Raw genomic sequence first — 19,021 nt, forward strand, 5'->3', positions numbered from 1 at the left:
CGGCCGGCACTCCCCCAGCCTCCGGCCGGGGGGACCCCCGGAGCACGCACCGGACGCCGCTCCTCACCGGGCGAACGTCGCCTGCCGCGGCACCAACCTGTCCGGACAGCACATCTAGGGCCTCTCGTCCGGACCAGGCCGCGGACGCGGGGTCCGGCACGCCCGTCCGCGGCGTTGCCGTCACTCGCCGGCTCCCCACGCTCGGCTTCGCTCGTGCGGGGCCCCCACCGCGTCGACTGCCTGCTCCGCCCTGCAGCCGGACGCACCGGGCCCCGCTCACCGGCGTCGGCAGGTCCCGCTGCTTCCCCGCGGCCCGATCCGAACGAGAGGCCCTGGCCCTGTCCGCGCGGTGGTCCGGTCCGCGCGGACCGGCCGGGCCGTGGAGCCCTCCGGTCCGGCGAACGCATAATCGGTTGCCCGCCGGCGACGGCGACGGATGCAATGGCCGCCATGATCACCGAGATGCGCACGCCACGGCGGGGCGGGACGAACATCCGGATCGGGGCGCTCGTCCCGCTCACCCCGCCCGGCTGGACCGAGGCGGGCCGGCACCTGCTCGCCGGACTCGAACTGGCCGTGCGCGACGTCAACGACGCCGGCGGCATCCTCGGACGACCGCTCGAGCTGGTGGTCCGGGACACCGCAGCCGACCCGGACAGGGCCACGGCGGCCGTGGAGGAACTGGCCGGCCTGGGCGTGGCCGCCCTGGCGGGGGAGTATCACAGCATCGTCGCCCGCGCCGCCGCCACCAGGGCCGACGCCCTCGGCCTGCCCTTCCTGTGCTCGTCGGCGGTCCTCGACGCGCTCACCGACCGGCCGACGGACTGGGTCGCACGTCTTCCCCCGGCGCAGTCCCGCGGCTGGCGGCTCTACGGGGACTTCCTCCTCACGGAGGGGCATCGTCGGATCGCCGTCGCGACCCAGCCGAGCGTCTACTGGGCATCAGGGACCCGTATCCTGCGGGACCACCTCGCTCCGCACGGCGGCACGGTCGTCGAACTCAACATGAGCACGCTGGATCCCGCGGCCCTGGGCGACGAACTCGTCGCCCACCGTGCGACGGCCCTCCTGCTGCTGGTCGGCCACCCGGAGCCCGCGGTGCCGATCGTCAGGGCCGTCCGTCGCGACGAGCGCCTCGCCCACGTCCTGATCGGCGCTCCCGCCGGACAACCGGAGTTCGCCGGGTGGGCGGCGGCACTGGGCGACGACGGCGCCGGGATCCCGTTCCTGCGCTATCTGCCGGAGCACCTCGGCCCCCTCGGCACACGCGTCGGGACGGCCCTGCGGGAACGGCTGGCCGAAGCACCCTCGTTCGTCGCCTTCGAGGGATACGACGCCGTCCTCGTCCTCACCGAGGTGCTGCGCGCCCACGGAGCGGACCGGGCGCGGACGGCCGCGTCCTGGCCGCACGTCGCGGTCGAGGGCACCCGCGGGCGGATCCGGTTCTCCCGCGTGCCGGGCATCGGCGTCCGGCAGTGGACGTGGCCGCCCGTCCAGGTCGCCGACCGGGATCCGGCGGAACCCGGCCGCTTCCGGATCCTCCACACCGGCTGAGGACCGCCCGGCCCCTTCTCGGGGCCGTCTCGGGCACGAGCGGCCACCCGCTCAGTCCCGGGGCCGGCGTGCGTGCACCGCGCGGCTCGTGCGCCGGCCCAGGAGCAGGTAACCGATCAGCGCGCCCGCGCTGTTGAGGATCACGTCGTCGACGTCGAAGGCCCGCCCGGTGACCAGGGCGCCCTGCGCGAACTCCACCAGCAGCATCACCACCGCGGTCAGCAGCAGCACCCGCAGCACCCCGCGCGTGCGCGGCGCGACCACCGGGACCAGGACGCCGAAGGGGACGCCCAGCAGCAGGTTGCCGCCGATCTGCTTCACGGCGTCGCGCAGCGCGGGCTGGTCCAGATAGGCCCGCAGGGAGCGTCCGGGATGCATGTTGGTGTGCGTCAGCGACTCCGAGGCGGGGGAGGGGTGCAGGGTCAACCGGGCCAGTACGGCCGCGAACGCCACCATGAACACGAACGCGCACGCCATCGCCAGCAGGCGCAGCGGGAGGGCGAGCGGGCGCCGTTCGCGCCGGTCGGCGTTCCGCGTCCTGGCGGAGCGGGGGCGCAACAGAGAACTCGGTCGTGGGACGGCGCGAGCCATGTGGTCCTCCAGTCGTCAACGTCCCCGCGTGCCGGTGCGGTTACCCGCGAAGCCGCCGGGGATGCCGGGACGTTCCCCGGCCCGGGCACTGCCGATCAGGAGCCGTAGGTCACCCGCACCTCCTGGAAGCCGAGGGAGTGCAGCAGGCCCTGGAGCATCGCCGTGGTGTTGCCCTCGGCGCGCGCGGTCAGCTCGCTGTCCTTCGCCGCGTCGCCGATGTGCCGGGCCGCGAGCTTCTGCACGGCCTGCTCGCCGTTGGGGTTGTCCGAGAACAGGTCGCCGAGCCGGTCGAGGAGGCCCCGCTGCTTGGAGACGGCGTACGAGTGCTCGGGGTCGAGGGCCGGTTCGCCGAGCGCGGCGTGCGGCAGCCGCAGCGTGGCCGACGTGCGGTCGTCGTTCACCGTCACGTCGTCCTCGTCCACCTTCCCGAGGTCGACGTAGGCGTCGACGGTGCCGGCACCGACGTACAGGGTGCGGGTGCCGCGGATCGCGTCGGGCAGGAACCTGGCGTCCTTCTCCAGGTCCACGACGACCTGGAAGGAGCCGGACGCGGCCTCGTAACGGCTGATGTCCCGGATCGACTTCAGCAGCGTGGGCCCCGACCGGTCGTGGGTCTCGGAGCCGAACAGGTCTTTGAGGCCCGGCAGCACGCTCAGCCGAAGCCCCGCGAACAGCGCGACGAGCACCAGTACGAGCGCGCTCACCGCCTTGGCCCAGCCGGGCATCCGCCCGGGGAGGCGCCTGATGGGAGTCGTCATGGCGACGGCCCTCCTTCCTCCTGTCCGCTTTCCCTTCATCTCCCGTACCAGACAAGGAAGTTGATGATCAGGTCACTGCGGTGGCCGACCCCGCCGGGGTGCGCTCGGTCCCGACGGCGAAACCGGAGTGCCCGGGGCGCCGAACCGGCTGCCCCGGGTGTCACCGGCGTCGGCGTGGACCGGAACTCCGATGTCCGGGGTGGGCGCGCGGGGAGGAGTCCTCGACGACCGTGGACCGGAAGGGGCACGGGGCGATGCCGAGGAGCCGGCGCATGCCAGGGAGCCTGACCTGGGGGAACACGGACGGCGTCATCATGACGCCCGCCCCCGGGGCCGCCGCGACCGGATTTCCGTAAGCTGGGGTTCCGGTCGGACAGGATCACGCGAGGAGCGGTCCGTGCGAGACATCGCCGTGTTCAGCGGTAGCGCCCATCCCGAGCTGGCCGAGGAGGTCTGCGCGCATCTGGGCGTGCCCCTCAGCCCCGTCCGGGTCAGCCGGTTCGCCAACGACTGCCTGGAGGTGCAGCTGCGGGCCAACTGCCGGGAGCGGGACGTCTTCCTGATCCAGCCGCTGGTCAAGCCGGTGCAGGAGCACCTGGTCGAGTTGCTGCTGATGTGCGACGCGGCCCGCGGGGCGTCGGCCGGGCGGATCACCGTCGTCCTGCCGCACTACTCCTACGCCCGCTCCGACAAGAAGGACGCACCGCGCATCTCGCTCGGCGGACGCCTGGTCGCCGACCTGCTGGTGACGGCGGGCGCCGGCCGGGTCCTCGCCATGACCCTGCACTCGCCCCAGGTGCACGGCTTCTTCTCGGTCCCGGTCGACCACCTGCACGCGCTGCGCGAACTGGCCGCGCATTTCCGGCGGTACGACCTGTCCCGCACCACGGTCGTCTCGCCCGACCTCGGCAACGCCAAGGAGGCCGCCGCGTTCGCCCGGCTGCTCGGCGCCCAGGTCGCGGCGGGCGCCAAGCAGCGGTTCGCCGACGACCGGGTCAGCATCAGCGCCGTGATCGGGGACGTCGCAGGGCGCGACGTCATCGTGCTCGACGACGAGATCGCGGGCGGCAGCACCGTGCTGGAACTCCTCGACCGGCTGCGGGAGCAGGGTCCGCGCACGATCCGGCTCGCCTGTACGCACGGGCTGTTCGCGGCCGGTGCGCTCGGCCGGCTCGGCGAGCAGCCCGACGTGCTGGAGATCGTGTGCACCAACACCGTGCCGGTGCCGGCCGACGGCCACACGGAGAAGCTGCGGGTCCTGTCCATCGCCCCCGCGCTGGCCGAGGCCGTGCGCCGCATCCACAACGGCGAGTCGGTCAGCGCCCTGTTCGATCCTCCGACGGCGGACTGACGCCGAGCACGTCCGCCAGGGCCGGCCGCGGGGGCAGCAGCCGCGCGAGCCCGGTGATCCGCAGCATGCGCAGCGTCAGCGGATGGACGCACACCAGATGTACCTCGCCGCCCCCGTCGAGCACCCGGCGCCGTGCCCGGTGCAGCAGCCGCAGCCCCGAGCAGTCGAAGAACTCGACCCCGCCGAGATCGAGCACGACCCGGGCGCCGGGTCGCCCCGTCTCCCGGTCCAGGTGCGGGACGATCTCGTCGGCCGACGCGATGTCGATCTCACCGAGGAACTCCAGCACCGTGTGCCCCCGGACGCGGCGGACGCGCAGATGCCTGGTGAGCGACGCGGATCCCTGTCGCACGACGACAACGCCTCCAGTCCGCTCCGGGGGCCCAACTGCCCACGCTCACTCGCAAGTTACCCCGAACGAGCGAGTTTGAGCATGCTCGATTGACATATGTCATCGAATTCTCACGGCGCGGCCCGTCAGTCGACCACGAGGACCAGCTTCCCCGTCGTGCGGCCCGTCTCGCCGAGCTCGTGGGCCTGTGCCGCGTCGGCCAGCGGGAACGTCTTCTCGATCGTGGCCCGCAGCCTGCCCGACTCGACCAGGCCGGCGATCTCCCGCATGTCGGCCCGGTCCGCGTCGACGAGCATCCGCACCGCCCGCACGCCGAGCCGCTCGGCCTCCCGGGGGAACTCGTCCGAACCGACCGGCAGGATCGACACCACGATCCCGCCCGGCCGCAGCACGCGCAGGGACCGCAGCGAGGTCTCGCCGCCGATCGTGTCCAGGACGACGTCGACGTCCTTCACGGCCTCGGTGATGTCCGTCTCCCGGTAGTCCACCGTCTCGTCCACGCCGAGGGAGCGCAGGAACTCGTGCTTGCCCGCGCTCGCCGTGCCGATCACGTACGCGCCCCGGGCCTTGGCGATCTGCACCGCCACATGGCCCACACCGCCGGCCGCCGCGTGGATCAGCACCCGCTGCCCCTGCCGCACCTCGGCCCGCTCCACCAGGGCCTGCCACGCCGTCAGCGACACCAGCGGGAGCGCGCCGGCCTGGACGTGGTCGATCCCGGCGGGCTTGTGGGTGAAGGTGCGGGCCGGGGCCGTGACGTACTCCGCGTGGGAGCCGTGGCCGAACGGGTACGACAGCATGCCGAAGACCTCGTCGCCCGGCCGGAACGCGGCGACGCCGATCCCCACCGCCTCCACCACGCCCGAGACGTCCCAGCCCAGGACGAAGGGCGGCTCGCCGAGGAAGCCGCCGTTCGCCCGGTGCTTCCAGTCGGTCGGGTTCACTCCGGCGGCACGTACCCGTACCAGCACCTCGTTCGGGCGCGGCTCGGGCCGTTCCAGCCGTACCTCACGCAGCACCTCGGGACCGCCGAGGGTGTCCTGGCTGATGGCTCGCATCGTGTTCACATCGCTCATGGTCACCCAGCCTGCCGTTCACCGCCCCTCAGGGAAATGGCATGAATGCCATGCTCCGATAGGATCGTGCCATGCGACATGCGAAGCGCCCCGCGGGGCGGACGGAACGGGTCGTGGTACTGGCCCTCGACGGCGCCTATCCCTTCGAACTGGGCATTCCCAGCCGGATCCTCGGCGCCGCCGACGGCCGCTACGAGGTGATCACCTGCACCGTCGACGGCCGGCCGGTGCGCACCGAGGCGGACTTCACCGTCACCCCCGACCACGGACCCGAGGTGCTGGACTCGGCCGACACGGTGGTCGTCCCCGCCGTCTCGCCCTCCCTGGTCACCGACGTACCGGCCCCCGAGGTCACCGCCGCCCTCGCGCGCGTCCGCCCCGACGCCCGCATCGTCTCCATCTGCACCGGCGCCTTCGTGCTGGCCGCCGCGGGCCTCCTCGACGGCCGCCGGGCGACCACCCACTGGAAGCTGGCCGACCGGTTCCGGCGCATGTTCCCGCACATCCCCCTCGACCCGGACGTGCTCTTCGTGGCCGACGGCCGCGTCATCACCTCGGCGGGCGCGGCCTCCGGCGTCGACGTCTGCCTCCATCTCGTGCGCGAGGACCACGGCAGCGAACTGGCCAACAAGGTCGCCCGCCGCTGCGTGGTCCCGCCCTTCCGGGACGGGGGACAGGCGCAGTACATCGAGCAGCCGGTGCCCGAGCAGGGCGCCGCGAGCACGGCGGCGACCCGGGCCTGGGCCCTGGACCACCTCGACGAGCCTCTGACGCTGGCCCGCCTCGCCGCGCACGCCGGGATGAGCCTGCGCACCTTCGCCCGGCGCTTCCACGACGAGGTGGGCACGAGTCCCGGCCGCTGGCTGACCCAGCAGCGCGTAGCCCGGGCCCGGCATCTGCTGGAGGCCAGCGACCTCCCGGTCGACCGGATCGCCGGCCAGGTCGGCTTCGCCACGGGCGCCTCGCTGCGCCAGCACCTGCACGCGTCGATCGGCGTCTCGCCCCAGGTGTACCGGCGGACGTTCCAGTCGGCGCGGTGAGCGGGCGCACGGCGGCCTGACGGGACGACATTCCGTCGCTCGTCGCTCACCGGCAACAGTGACGGCCGGTCAGGAAGCCGTCTTCCCAAGGGCGTCGGCCGACGGCCGACTGAATCCACCGGGCCGGGATATGCGCAAGGAAGAGGGCCGCGGGGCCCGACGCCCCGGGCCCGGAATCCTTCGGAGGAGACATGGCACTGGTCACAGCGGGCGTCGTGGTGCTCGACTGCGCGGAACCCGAGAAGCTCGCCGAGTTCTACAAGGAACTGCTGGGCGCGGAGGAGAGCGACGCGTCCGCCAACCGCATCGAGATCGAGGGGCCCGGAGGCTTCCGCATGGCGTTCCGGCGGGACGTCAACGCCACTCCGCCGAGCTGGCCCCGCCCCGAGAACTCCCTCCAGGCCCACCTGGACTTCGTGGTGGAGGACCTGGACGAGGCCGAGCGCGGCGTCGTGGGGCTCGGCGGGCGCCCGCTGGAGGCGAGGGACGCGGCGGGCCCGCACGAGGAGCGCGGCTTCTCCGACCCGGCGGGCCACTCCTTCACCCTGCGCGGCAGCACGCCGCCGACGGCGCCCAAGCAGGGCTGAGGCAGCCGGGGCCCCACGCCCCCGGGTGCCGTCGGCGCGGTGAGTGCGGCGCGAGGGCCCGAGGCCGGTCCGGTCAGTCCCGTCCGCCCTTGTCACCGCCCGGCCAGACACCGGTCGAGCGCTCGATCGCCTTGGCGCCCGTCCGGTCCATGGCACTGCGCACCACGGCGAAGATGGCGCCCTGGACCGCCGCGGCCAGGAGGATCTCGCCCCAGCCGCGGTCCGGGTCCAGGGCGTCGGGCGCGTCGTCCTCGTGCCGGATCACCTTCCACGTCTTCTGGAAGGCCATCCCGGCCAGCGCGCCGCCCGCCCAGCCCAGGACGAAGCCGACGGGCTTGTACGCGAGGGGGAGCTTCTGCTTCTTCTTCTTGCCCACGTGGGTCTCCTTCGGGTTCGCTGTGTGACTTCGGGACGTGACGGCCACGGCCCGCGGGGTCAGGGCCTGCCTCGCGCCGGTACCTCCTCGCCGGCGGGCACCGGCCCGGGAGGCGTGCCGTCGCCGAACGGCCGGCCGCCCAGTTCCTCCCGGTGGTGCGGCGTGAGCCAGCCGTCCAGGTCCGGGCCCAGCGGCACGATGCCGGTCGGATTGATGCCGGTGTGGACCTGGTAGTAGTGGCGCTTGATGTGGTCGAAGTCGACGGTGTCGCCGAAGCCGGGCGTCTGGAACAGGTCGCGGGCGTAGGCCCACAGCACCGGGTTCTCCGCCAGCTTCCAGCGGTTGCACTTGAAGTGGCCGTGGTAGACGGCGTCGAAGCGCACCAGCGTGGTGAACAGCCGGATGTCCGCCTCCGTGATCGTGTCCCCGACCAGATAGCGCTGCCGCTCCAGCCGGGACGCCAGCCGCTCCAGGCGGCGGAACACCCCCGAGCAGGCGGCCTCGTACTCCTCCTGGCCGGTGGCGAAGCCCGCCCGGTACACGCCGTTGTTGACGTCCTGGTAGACGTCCGCCATCACCTCGTCGATCTCGTCGCGCAGGGCGTGCGGATACAGGTCGGGCGCGCCCGGCCGGTGCAGGGCCGTCCACTCGGTCGCGAGGTCCAGGGTGATCCGCTGGTAGTCGTTGGTCACCAGTTTCCCGCTGGGCACGTCCACGATCGCCGGCACGCTCACCCCGCCGGGATAGCCGGTCTCCCGCTCGTCGTAGGCCTCGCTGAGGAAGCGGATGCCGAGGACCGGGTCACGGCCGTCCGGGTCCAGGGTGAACCGCCAGCTGCGGTCGTCCTGGACCGGGTCGGTGACCGCCAGGGACAGGGCGCCCTCCAGACCGAGCAGCCGCCGGGAGACCAGGGCCCGGCTCGCCCACGGACAGGCGCGGCTGACCACCAGCCGATAGCGCCCGGCCGCCACCGGCCAGCCATCCCGGCCGTCGGCGGTGATCCGGTCGGTGAAATGGCTCCTGGACCGCTTGAACGCCTTCCTGCCGTAGCCGCTGTTGCCGGGCGTCCCGTCGTCGCCGCTCATGGGACGTACCTCCCTGTCGTCGGTGGCCCTGGTAACACGTTCCCCGTTTTCGGCCGTCGGCACTGACGTGCCGTCCACAAGGAGAGTGTGAGCCGGGCAGGCAGGGGGCAGTCGGCGAATCGTGAGCCGGACAACCTCGAACAGGGCAGCGAACGGACAGGGCGACGGAAAGGCGGACCGGGGGAGGAACCGCGAGGCGCGGGAGACGGAAGAGGCGGACGACGGCGTCGGCGGCAAGGCCGCGGGCGAGCCCGCCGGCAAAGCGGACCGCAGGACGCGGATCACCGTCCTGGTGGCCCTCGCGGCCAATCTGGTGATCGCGGTCGCCAAGGCGGTCGGCGGCTTCCTCGCGGGATCCCCCGCACTGCTGTCGGAGGCCGCGCACTCGGTGGCCGACAGCCTGAACGAGGTCTTCCTCCTCGCCGCGCTGCGCCGCAGCCGCCGTCCCGCCGACCGCCGCCACCCCTTCGGATACGGCAAGGAACGCTTCTTCTGGTCCCTGCTGGCGGCCGTCGGAATCTTCGTGATGGGCGGCTGCTTCTCGTTCTTCCAGGGCGTCGAGGCCCTCAGGACGGGCGCGGAGGAGAAGCTCGGCGGCTACGTGGCCGGGCTGATCGTGCTCGGTGTCGCCCTGCTCGCCGAGGGCGCCTCGCTGCTGCGGGCACTGCACCAGGTACGCCGGCAGGGCGGCGCCGCCGCCGGGATGCGCGACCCGGCCCTGCGCACGGTCGTCGCCGAGGACGGCACCGCGGTGCTCGGCGTCACCCTCGCCATGGTCGGCATGGTCCTGCACATGGTCACCGGGCAGGTGGTCTGGGAGGCCTGCGCCTCGCTCGCCATCGGCGTGCTGCTCGTCTACGTGGCCTACCGGCTGGGCCGCGAGTCCCGCGACCAGCTGATCGGCGAGGCCGCGGATCCGGAGTCGAGCGGCCGCATCCACGCGCTGCTCGAGGCACAGCCGGAGATCGACAGCGTCGAGGCGCTGTTCACGATGAAGACGGGCCTCGACTCCGCGCTGGTGGCCGCCCGCATCGATCTGGTCCCCGGCCTGGACAGCGAGCGGGTGGAGGAGGTGTCCGTGCGCATCAAGAGGTCCATCGCGCACACCGTCCCCGAGGCCCGGCAGATCTTCCTCGACGTCACCGACCGGGTCGCCCGGGAGGCGGCGGAAAGCCCCGCCGCGACGGGGGAACGCGGCGGGGCCTGACCCACGGGTGCCCAGCGGCGGCCGGACCATGCACACGGATCCGGGACTTCTCCGTCCCGCCCGGGATCAGCTCCCGCCGACCGGTTCCAGCACGAAGACCGGGATCTCCCGGTCCGTCTTCTCCTGGTACTCGGCGTACGACGGGTAGGCGGCCACGGCACGCTCCCACCACTCGGCCTTCTCCGCGCCGGTGACCTCACGGGCCGTCATGTCCTGCTTCACCGGCCCGTCCTGGAGCTCCACGTGGGGGTCGGCCTTGATGTTGTGGTACCAGACCGGGTGCTGGGGCGCCCCGCCCAGGGAGGCGACCACCGCGTAGCGGCCCTCGTGCTCGACGCGCATCAGCGGCGTCTTGCGGATCTTGCCGCTGCGGGCGCCCCGCGTGGTCAGCACGATCACGGGCAGGCCCGTGTCCAGGAGGGTCGTCCCCTTCGTGCCGCCGGAGCTCTCGTAGAGCTCCACCTGCTCGCGCACCCACTGCGTCGGGCTGGGTTCGTACTCGCCCTCAAGAGGCATGGTTTCCGTCCCATCGTCGCGTCGTACGGCTGACTGGCACCGCGGTCCGACACCGGCCGGTGCACGGTCCATCCATACCGCATCCCGGCCGTGGACGGCCGACGGCCGCGCGACACGGAGCGTCCGACGACGGTTTCCGGCGCCGTCCGGCCCGGCCGGGAAGCGGACGGCGCGCGTCACATCGCCGGCGCACCCGCCCCGGCGGCCGTCCTTCCCCCGGTGCCGGAACCGGGCGACGGTTGAGTAGGGTTCCGGCGTGACCCGACCGGCCCCGAGCACCGAGAAGCCCTTCCTCTACGTCGTCGTCTGCGCCGCCGGTGCGGCCGCCGGCATCGGCGAGCTGATCACCGCCGCACAGGAACGCGGCTGGGAGGTCGGTGTCTTCGCCACCCCGGCCGCGATGGGCGGCTTCTTCGACGCCGCCGCCGTCGAGGCGCGGACCGGCCGCCCGATACGCTCCGCCTGGCGCCGGCCGGGCGACCCGCGCCCCTTCCCGGCGCCCGACGCCGTCGTGGTCGCGCCCGCCACCTTCAACACGGTCAACAAGTGGGCCGCCGGCCTGGCCGACACCCTCGCCGTGGCCACCCTGTGCGAGGTGTGCGGACTCGGCGTCCCCGTCGCCGTCCTGCCCTGCGTGGCCGACGCGCTGGCCGCCCATCCCGCCTACCGGGAGAGCCTGGAGAGGCTGCGGGGGATGGGAGTGCGCTTCGGCGACCCGTACGCGGGCCGGGGCGAAGCGGACGCCGCCCGCCCCGAGTTCGACTGGGAGCGGGCCCTCGATCTGGTCGAGGAGCGCTGACCCGCGCCGGGTCCGGGACCGCGCGAGGACGTACGCTCGCCCGGTACCGATCCGGAAGGCAGGAGCAGCAACGATGCAGTACGTGAAACTCGGTTCGACGGGCCTGGACGTCTCGCGGATCTGTCTGGGGTGCATGACCTACGGCGTGCCCGACCGCGGCACCCACGAGTGGACCCTCGACGAGGAGGCCTCGCGCCCGCTGATCCGGCAGGCGCTGGAAGCCGGCGTCACCTTCTTCGACACGGCCAACGTCTACTCCGACGGCACCAGCGAGGAGATCGTCGGCAGGGCGCTCGCGGACTTCGCCCGCCGGGACGAGATCGTGCTCGCGACCAAGGTGCACGGCCGGATGCGGCCCGGGCCCAACGGCGCCGGACTGTCCCGCAAGGCGATCATGACCGAGATCGACCACAGCCTGCGCCGCCTGGGCACCGACTACGTCGATCTGTACCAGATCCACCGCTTCGACCCGCACACGCCGGTCGAGGAGACGATGGAGGCGCTGCACGACCTGGTGAAGGCGGGCAAGGTGCGCTACATCGGGGCCAGTTCGATGTACGCCTGGCAGTTCTCCAAGATGCAGTACACCGCCGAGCGGCACGGCTGGACGAAGTTCGTCTCCATGCAGAACCACTACAACCTCCTCTACCGCGAGGAGGAGCGCGAGATGCTGCCGCTCTGCGCGGACCAGGGCGTCGGTGTGCTGCCCTGGAGCCCGCTGGCCCGCGGCCGCCTCACCCGCGACTGGGGAGCGACGACCGGGCGCAGCGCCACCGACGCCTTCGGCAGCACGCTCTACCAGGAGGGCGACCGCGCCGTCGTCGAGGCCGTCACCCGCATCGCCGGCGAGCGCGGCGTGCCGCGCGCCCAGGTGGCGCTCGCCTGGCTGCTGCACCAGGACACGGTGACCGCGCCGATCATCGGCGCCGCCCGGCCGGGGCACCTCGAGGACGCCGTGGCGGCGGTCGGACTCACCCTGACCGACAAGGAGACCGAGGAGCTGGAGCGGCCGTACGCGCCGCACCCGGTCGCCGGTCACTGACCGCGGGGCGTCCGGGCGCTCAGGGGCCCGTCCCGGGGGCCAGGGCGGTGACGGACACCGACGACGCGTTGCCGCCCACCGGGACCTCACCGGCCGTCCACGTCACCTCGATCGGGTCCCGCTCGTCCGGCGGGGTGACGAGCAGCGCCGCCGGGGTCGCGGCGCGGGCGCCGCTGACCTGCGGGCTGGAGAACGACAGCCCGGCCCACGCGCTCCGGCCCGGCGTCAGCGTGACCGTCCGCGGTGAGGCCGGGGTGCGCCGCGGGTCGGGGCCCAGCTGCTTGCCGGACGCGTCCACGAAGGCGGCGCCGGGGTAGCCGTACAGGGTGCAGGTGCGTGCGGAGGTGTTGGTCAGCACGACGGGGAAGTTGCGCTGCCCGGCTCCGGGGTCGACGCGGCCGACCGAGGCGCGCAGCTCGGAGGTGTGGCAGCGGCCGTCGGTGCGGGCGGACGCGGACGCGGAACCGGCGGTGTCGCTGGGCACGGCGCCGGCCGTCGGGGCGTCGTCGGCGCCCCGGGCCGCGGGTGTGCTGCCGGTGCTCCGGTCCGGAAGCGCGCTGCCGCCGGTCGCACCGGCCGACTGCTCGGCCCGACCGGACTGCGTCGTGCTCGCCGTGCCGCTGTCGGTGCCGCAGGCGGTCAGCATGCCGAGCACCGCGACCGCGCTCGCCAGCAGGGCCGTCCGGCCTACGGGCTGGGACGTCTTCGCCATCGCCTCTCCACACTCCCGTGAGGTTCGTCGCGCACGGCCCGGCACGGCTGCCGGACGGCACGCCCTGCCTTCGAGTGTCCCGCGGCACGGGTGCGGAAACCGCGGGATCACTCGTCGTCGAGCAGGGCCAGCTCCGCCCAGATCGTCTTGCCCTCGGCGGTGTGCCGGCTGCCCCAGCGCTGGGTGAGCTGGGCCACCAGCAGCAGGCCGCGCCCGCCCTCGTCCCAGGTCTTGGCCCGGCGCAGGTGCGGCGCGGTGTGGCTGCTGTCGGAGACCTCGCAGATCAGCGTGGCCCGGTCGTGGATCAGCCGGAGCCGGATGGGCGGCGAGCCGTACCGGATGGCGTTGGTGACCAGCTCGCTGACCACCAGTTCGGCGGTGAAGGAGGCCTCCAGCAGCGCCCAGGCGGACAACTGCTCGACGACCTGCTTGCGGACGGGGGCGACCAGCGACGGGTCGGCGGGAATGTCCCAGGTGGCGACCTGGCCGGCGGGCAGTCCCCGGGTGCGGGCCAGCAGCAGCGCCACGTCGTCGGCGGCGCCGCCGTCCGGCAGCAGGGCGTGCAGCACGTGGTCGCAGGCCGCGTCCAGCGAGCCGGCGGGGACGGCCAGGGCCTCGCACAGCAGCGCCTGACCGGCGTCGGCGTCCCGGTCGCGGCTCTTGACCAGCCCGTCGGTGTAGAACGCGAGCACGCTGCCCTCGCGCAGTTCCAGCTCGGCGGACTCGAAGGGCAGACCTCCCACGCCGAGCGGCGGCCCGGAGGGCATCTCGAGCTGCCGGGGCGGGCCGTCCGGCGGGACCAGCACGGGCGGCGGATGCCCGGCGCGGGCGAGGGAGAAGTGCCGGGACACCGGGTCGTACACCGCGTACAGACAGGTGGCGCCGACCTCGCCCGCGCCGTCGCCACCGGACTCCTCCGACAGCCGGACGACCAGGTCGTCCAGGTGGGTGAGCAGTTCCTCGGGGGTCAGGTCGATGTCGGCGAGGGTGCGTACGGCGGTCCGCAGCCGGCCCATGGTGGCCGACGCCTGGATGCCCTGGCCGACGACGTCCCCGACGACCAGGGCGACCCGCATCCCGGACAGGGGGATGATGTCGAACCAGTCGCCGCCCACCCCGGACCGGGCCGCCGGAAGATAGCGGGAGGCCGCCTCCAGCGCGGCGGTGGGCGGCAGCCACCGGGGGAGCAGGCTGCGCTGCAGCATCAGGGTCGTCTCGCGCTCGCGGGAGTAGCGGCGGGCGTTGTCGATGCAGACGGCGGCGCGGGCGCTGACCTCCTCGGCCAGCAGCACGTCGTCGTGCGTGAACGCGTCGGGACGGCGGAACCGGGTGAAGACCGCGATCCCCAGGGTGGTGCCGCGGGCCTGCAACGGCACGGACATCGTGGAGTGGATGCCGTACTCCTCGACCCGCCCGATCCGGACGGGGTCCCACTCCCGCCACCGCTCCAGGTCGCCGGTGGGCACCGCGGCGACGATCGCGCGCCCCGCGGCCAGGCACCGGGCCTGCGGCGAGGCCTCCGGATAGACGTCGAGGCGGCCCGGCTCGGCCACCGCCTCCGGACATCCCGGGTTGACCGACTGGTGGGCGGCCCGGCGCAGGGCGACCGGCGGCGTCGGCGTGGCGACGGGGTCGCCGCCGTGCTCCTGCGGGTCCAGCAGATCGACGCTGACGAAGTCGGCGAGCGCCGGCACGCACACATCGGCCAGTTCCTGCGCGGTGCGGGTGACGTCGAGGGTGGTGCCGATGCGCACGCTGGCCTCGTTGACCAGCTGGAGACGTTCCCGGGCGAGGTGCTGCTCGGTGAAGTCGTGGGCGCTCACGCAGACACCGCGCACCTCGCCGTCGGAGCCGGTGAGCGGGGCGACCCGGGCGAGCCAGGCGTGGGCGCGGCTCTCGCCGGGGGCCTTGAGATGCGTGTGCATGTCGTGGCCCCGGCCGGTGGCGAGGACGTGCCGCATGTGCTCCTCGAGCTCCGCGGTCTGCGCCCGGGCTCCGAGGTCGGTGGCCCGCAGGCCGCGGACGCGGTCCGCGGGAAGCCCGAAGAGCCGGGCCATGGCGTTGTTGACGCCGCGGATCCGGAGCCGGTCGTCGAAGATCATCGTGGCGCAGGGCGACTGGGTCAGAGCGGCTCTGACCAGCGGGTCGTCCGGCTGCTCGGGGCCACTGTCCAGGGGAGTGACGGCCAGCCACGCGCCCGGACCGTCGTCCTCGGACGGTCTGTGGCGGGCGAGCACCCATACCGACACCGTGTGCCCGTCGCGGTGCCGCAGCGCCAGCGTCCCGTTCCAGCGCCCGGCCCCGGGATCCGGTGCCGGGCCGGCGGCCCCGTCGGCCAGCAGCTCGGCGGCGGGACGCCCCACGACGTCCGCGGCCGGGTGGCCGAGCAGCAGACGCGCGCCCTCGCTCCACTCCCGCAGCGTGCCGAAGTCGTCGACGACGGCGCGCGCCGCGGCGGCATCGTCGTGCGGGTTGACCGGACTCATCGTCGCCACTCCATTGCGCACACCCACAGTGAACAGCGCGTCACCTGGAGCCCAGCCTAGTGCGTCCGGACCCCGCGCGGACCCGAACCACCGGACCCGCGGAGCCCTCTGGGCGCACGCGCCACCGAACCACCGGTGCGCCCGGGGTAGAAAGTGCTTTCCGTGCTCTTGACGGCCGCCAGCGAGCCGACATCAGAATCTGTTTGTTCACGATCAGTTGTGAGTGCTTCTGATTCCTGCTGAGGGAGATCCGGCATGACGGTCACGCGCAGATCGGTCCTGATCGCCTCCGCGGCGACGCCCACCGCGGGCGCGCTGCTGGGCGCCCCGTCGGCGCGGGCCGCGGACACGGCGGGAGCGGGAGCGGGCCGCCGCACGGTCGCCCTGCGCGACGGCTGGCGCTTCGCCCTCGTCGACCCGGGCGGGATCACCGACCGGACCGGGGCGTACGCGCGGGCCGCCGAACCGGACTACGACGACTCGGCGTGGCGCGAGGTGGCCGTCCCGCACGACTGGAGCATCGAGCAGACGCCCACCACCGAGCACGGCACCACCGGCGGCACCGGCTTCCTGCCGGGCGGTCTCGGCTGGTACCGCCTCGCCTTCACCCTGCCGTCCGCGCTGGCCGGCAAGCGGATCTCGGTCGAGTTCGACGGCGTCTACATGGACTCCCGCGTCTACTGCAACGGCCGGGAGGTAGGCCGCCACCCCTACGGATACACCGGTTTCGCCCTCGACCTCACCGATCTGGTGCACACCGACGGCCGCACCGAGAACGTCCTCGCGGTCAAGGTGCAGAACCAACTGCCCAGCAGCCGCTGGTACTCGGGCAGCGGCATCTACCGCGAGGCCCGGCTCGTCGTCACCGAACCGGTGCACGTACGGCGCTGGGGCACGTACGTCACCACGCCCGAGGTGAGCGGTGAGCGCGCCCTCGTCCGGGTGGAGACGTCCGTCGTCAACGCCACGGGCGCCGCGCGCGAGGTCGAGATCAGGTCGGCGGTCGAGGACGCCGGGGGACGTACGGTGGCCCGCGCCGCCTCGACGGTCACCGTCACGGACGACGGGAGCGGGACCCACGAACTCACCGTTCCCCGGCCCCGGTTGTGGGACTTCGCGGACCCGCACCGCTACACTCTGCGCACCGAACTGCGCGTCGGCGGACGCACGGTCGACACGTACCGCACCCCCTTCGGCATCCGCACGTTCCGCTTCGACCCCGACGAGGGCTTCCACCTCAACGGAGCCCACGCCAAGATCAAGGGCGTCGACCTGCACCACGACCTCGGCGCGCTCGGCGCGGCCGTCAGCGCCGACGCGATCCGCCGCCAGATGACCCTCATGAAGTCGATGGGCGCCAACGCCTTCCGCACCTCCCACAACCCGCCCTCGCCCGAGATGATCGAGGTCTGCGAGGAACTGGGCATCGTGATGCTGGTGGAGGCCTTCGACTGCTGGCGCACCGGCAAGAACCGGTACGACTACGGCCGGTTCTTCGACGAGTGGTGCGAGCGGGACGCCACCGAGATGGTGCTCGCGGCCCGCAACTCGCCCGCCGTCGTCATGTGGTCGATCGGCAACGAGATCCCCGACTCCACCTCCACCGCCGGACTCGCGATGGCCGACCGGATCATCGCCGCGATCCGGGCCGCCGACGCCACCCGGCCGCTCGTCATCGGCTCGGACAAGTACCGCCGGCTGCCCGCCAGGGGCTCGGCGGCCGACCTCATGCTGGCCAAGCTCGACGGACTCGGCCTCAACTACAACACCGCCAAGTCGGTCGACGCCCTGCACGCCGCCTACCCGCACCTGTTCCTGTTCGAGTCCGAGTCGTCCTCCGAGACCTCCACGCGCGGCACCTACCAGGAGCCCGAGCACCTCAACACCGGTGAGAACCACACCCCCGGCCGGCGGGCGACCTCCTCGTACGACAACAACCTCGCCTCCTGGACCATGAGCGGCGAGTACGGGCACAAGAAGGACCGGGACCGCAAGTGGTTCGCCGGGCAGTTCCTGTGGTCGGGCATCGACTACATCGGGGAGCCCACGCCGTACGACGTCTTCCCGGTGAAGGCGTCCTTCTTCGGCGCGGTCGACACCGCCGGCTTCCCGAAGGACATGTACCACCTGTTCCGCAGCCAGTGGACCGACGAACCGATGGTCCACCTGCTGCCGGCGACCTGGAACCACCGCGAGGGCGACACCGTCGAGGTGTGGGCGTACGCGAACGTCGACACCGTCGAGCTGTTCCTGAACGGCAAGTCCCTCGGCGTGCGCCGCTTCGACACCAAGAAGACGGTGGACGGCCGCACCTACCTGGAGACCACCGAGGCCACCGGCGACGACAAGACCTTCACCGACGGCCCCTACCCGGGCAGTTACACCAGCCCCAACGGCAGCGCGGGCAAGCTCCACCTGACCTGGAAGGTTCCCTTCGCGCCGGGCGAGCTGAAGGCCGTCGCCCGGCGCGGCGGCAGGACCGTCGCCACCGACGTCCTGCGCACCGCCGGCGCGCCGCACGCCGTGCGCCTCGTCCCGGACCGCGAGAGCGTCGCCGCCGACGGCCGCTCCCTGGTCTTCGTGACCGCCGAGGTGGTCGACCGGCGCGGAGTGGTGGTGCCCGACGCCGAGCACCTGATCTCCTTCGAGGTCGCGGGCGGCTCCCTCGCCGGGGTGGACAACGGCCGACAGGAGAGCGCCGAGCGGTACCAGGCGAGCACCCGCACCGCCTTCCACGGCAAGGCCCTCGCCATCGTGCGCTCCGGCACGCGGCCGGGGACGGTGCGCGTGACGGCCCGTGCGGAGGGGCTGCGCGCGGACACGGCGACCGTGCGCGCCCGGCGGGCCGCGTCCCCCGCGACCACACCGGCTCCCCGGTTCGCGCCCGAGCACCCGGCGCCGGCGGACCACCCGCACGCGGACGCGAGCTACTCCGGGCGCCCCGACACCCTGCCCGCCGCCATGCTCGACGGCGACCCGGCCACCGGCTGGTCCAACGGCTTCCACAAGGACGCCACTGCCCTGCTGCCCGCCTTCGAGGGTGCCCGCGCCGAGGACTGGGTCTCGGTCGATCACGGGCGGACGCGCCGCTACGGCCGGATCGAGGTCTCCTTCACCGTGGACGCCACCCACAGCCTGCCCGCCTCCGTCGAGGCCGCCGTCTGGGACGGAAACGCGTGGCGGACGGCCGAGGACGTCCGCGTCGAGTGGGCCACCGCGTCCGACGCCCCCACGGTGATCACCTTCGACGCGGTACGCGGTTCCCGTGTCCGGCTCACCCTGACGAGCCGTCACCCCGGCGAGCCGCGCGGCGCGGTCCGCATCAGCCGGCTGGAGGCGCCCGCCGTCTGACCGCCCCGGTCGGTATCCGGTCGGCACCTGTTCGGCACTCGGCCGTCAACGGCGTGCCGGGTGACCGTCCGACCATCCGTTCGCTTCCCGCGGTACCGCAACACCTCCGCTCTGACCTGGCGGTATTTACGGTTCAGT

17 protein-coding genes are annotated in these 19,021 nt (G+C 73.3%); 8 read left to right on the forward strand and 9 right to left on the reverse strand.

From position 1 onward, the window contains the following. Positions 1–441 precede the first annotated feature (441 nt). Complete coding sequence (locus ACIRFH_RS18285) at positions 442–1,554, forward strand: ABC transporter substrate-binding protein (protein ID WP_403521715.1); 1,113 nt, start codon at positions 442–444, stop codon at positions 1,552–1,554. A gap of 51 nt (positions 1,555–1,605) precedes the next feature. Here ACIRFH_RS18285 and ACIRFH_RS18290 read toward each other — a convergent pair whose 3' ends face one another. After that, on the reverse strand, positions 1,606–2,145 hold the full coding sequence (locus ACIRFH_RS18290; protein WP_403521717.1) for a VanZ family protein: 540 nt from the start codon (positions 2,143–2,145) through the stop codon (positions 1,606–1,608). Positions 2,146–2,240: 95 nt separating this feature from the next. After that, positions 2,241–2,903, reverse strand: a complete 663-nt coding sequence (locus ACIRFH_RS18295) for a DUF4230 domain-containing protein (RefSeq protein WP_403521719.1) — start codon at positions 2,901–2,903, stop codon at positions 2,241–2,243. A gap of 397 nt (positions 2,904–3,300) precedes the next feature. Here ACIRFH_RS18295 and ACIRFH_RS18300 point away from each other — a divergent pair, with 397 nt between their 5' ends. Next, the gene (locus ACIRFH_RS18300; RefSeq protein WP_403521721.1) at positions 3,301–4,254 is read left to right on the forward strand and encodes a ribose-phosphate diphosphokinase; all 954 of its coding nucleotides are present in this window, start codon (positions 3,301–3,303) and stop codon (positions 4,252–4,254) included. On the opposite strand, the gene ACIRFH_RS18305 is transcribed toward ACIRFH_RS18300, so the two are convergent. Then, on the reverse strand, positions 4,220–4,606 hold the full coding sequence (locus ACIRFH_RS18305; protein ID WP_403521723.1) for an anti-sigma factor antagonist: 387 nt from the start codon (positions 4,604–4,606) through the stop codon (positions 4,220–4,222). The genes ACIRFH_RS18300 and ACIRFH_RS18305 overlap by 35 nt on opposite strands. 125 nt (positions 4,607–4,731) lie before the next feature. Further along, on the reverse strand, positions 4,732–5,682 hold the full coding sequence (locus ACIRFH_RS18310) for an NADP-dependent oxidoreductase (protein ID WP_403521725.1): 951 nt from the start codon (positions 5,680–5,682) through the stop codon (positions 4,732–4,734). A gap of 71 nt (positions 5,683–5,753) precedes the next feature. On the opposite strand from ACIRFH_RS18310, the gene ACIRFH_RS18315 reads away from it, so the two are divergent. Both ACIRFH_RS18315 and ACIRFH_RS18320 read left to right on the forward strand, forming a co-directional pair. Then, positions 5,754–6,722: a GlxA family transcriptional regulator gene (locus tag ACIRFH_RS18315; protein ID WP_403521727.1), complete on the forward strand. Its 969-nt coding sequence runs from the start codon at positions 5,754–5,756 to the stop codon at positions 6,720–6,722. Between the two features lie 191 nt (positions 6,723–6,913). After that, positions 6,914–7,309 carry a VOC family protein gene (locus tag ACIRFH_RS18320; protein WP_403521729.1) on the forward strand — a complete coding sequence of 132 codons (396 nt, stop codon included), beginning with the start codon at positions 6,914–6,916 and terminating at the stop codon, positions 7,307–7,309. 73 nt (positions 7,310–7,382) lie between these two features. Here the strand turns inward: ACIRFH_RS18320 and ACIRFH_RS18325 are convergent, their stop codons facing one another. After that, a complete protein-coding gene (locus ACIRFH_RS18325) occupies positions 7,383–7,685 on the reverse strand; it encodes a DUF4235 domain-containing protein (RefSeq protein ID WP_403521731.1) in 303 nt (100 codons plus the stop codon). Positions 7,686–7,744: 59 nt separating this feature from the next. Then, entirely contained in the window at positions 7,745–8,770 is a 1,026-nt protein-coding gene (locus ACIRFH_RS18330) for a glutathione S-transferase family protein (RefSeq protein WP_403521733.1), read from the reverse strand. A gap of 292 nt (positions 8,771–9,062) precedes the next feature. On the opposite strand from ACIRFH_RS18330, the gene ACIRFH_RS18335 reads away from it, so the two are divergent. Then, entirely contained in the window at positions 9,063–9,977 is a 915-nt protein-coding gene (locus ACIRFH_RS18335; RefSeq protein ID WP_403522005.1) for a cation diffusion facilitator family transporter, read from the forward strand. Between the two features lie 66 nt (positions 9,978–10,043). On the opposite strand, the gene ACIRFH_RS18340 is transcribed toward ACIRFH_RS18335, so the two are convergent. Then, positions 10,044–10,493: a nitroreductase family deazaflavin-dependent oxidoreductase gene (locus ACIRFH_RS18340; protein ID WP_403521735.1), complete on the reverse strand. Its 450-nt coding sequence runs from the start codon at positions 10,491–10,493 to the stop codon at positions 10,044–10,046. Between the two features lie 256 nt (positions 10,494–10,749). Here ACIRFH_RS18340 and ACIRFH_RS18345 point away from each other — a divergent pair, with 256 nt between their 5' ends. Continuing rightward, the gene (locus ACIRFH_RS18345; protein ID WP_403521737.1) at positions 10,750–11,292 is read left to right on the forward strand and encodes a flavoprotein; all 543 of its coding nucleotides are present in this window, start codon (positions 10,750–10,752) and stop codon (positions 11,290–11,292) included. A 73-nt stretch (positions 11,293–11,365) separates the two neighbouring features. Continuing rightward, positions 11,366–12,334, forward strand: a complete 969-nt coding sequence (locus tag ACIRFH_RS18350) for an aldo/keto reductase (RefSeq protein ID WP_403521739.1) — start codon at positions 11,366–11,368, stop codon at positions 12,332–12,334. A gap of 19 nt (positions 12,335–12,353) precedes the next feature. On the opposite strand, the gene ACIRFH_RS18355 is transcribed toward ACIRFH_RS18350, so the two are convergent. Together ACIRFH_RS18355 and ACIRFH_RS18360 are read right to left on the reverse strand one after the other, a co-directional pair. Then, entirely contained in the window at positions 12,354–13,046 is a 693-nt protein-coding gene (locus ACIRFH_RS18355; RefSeq protein ID WP_403521741.1) for a DUF4232 domain-containing protein, read from the reverse strand. Positions 13,047–13,153: 107 nt separating this feature from the next. Then, positions 13,154–15,532: a SpoIIE family protein phosphatase gene (locus ACIRFH_RS18360; RefSeq protein ID WP_403521743.1), complete on the reverse strand. Its 2,379-nt coding sequence runs from the start codon at positions 15,530–15,532 to the stop codon at positions 13,154–13,156. A 255-nt stretch (positions 15,533–15,787) separates the two neighbouring features. Between ACIRFH_RS18360 and ACIRFH_RS18365 the strand changes: the two genes are divergently transcribed. Continuing rightward, positions 15,788–18,883 (forward strand): glycoside hydrolase family 2 TIM barrel-domain containing protein, encoded by a 3,096-nt coding sequence (locus tag ACIRFH_RS18365; protein ID WP_403521745.1) that lies wholly within the window; start codon positions 15,788–15,790, stop codon positions 18,881–18,883. The last annotated feature ends 138 nt before the right edge of the window (positions 18,884–19,021 follow it).

The organism is Streptomyces sp. NPDC093586, from assembly GCF_044764905.1.
Classification (GTDB): Bacteria; Actinomycetota; Actinomycetes; order Streptomycetales; family Streptomycetaceae; genus Streptomyces.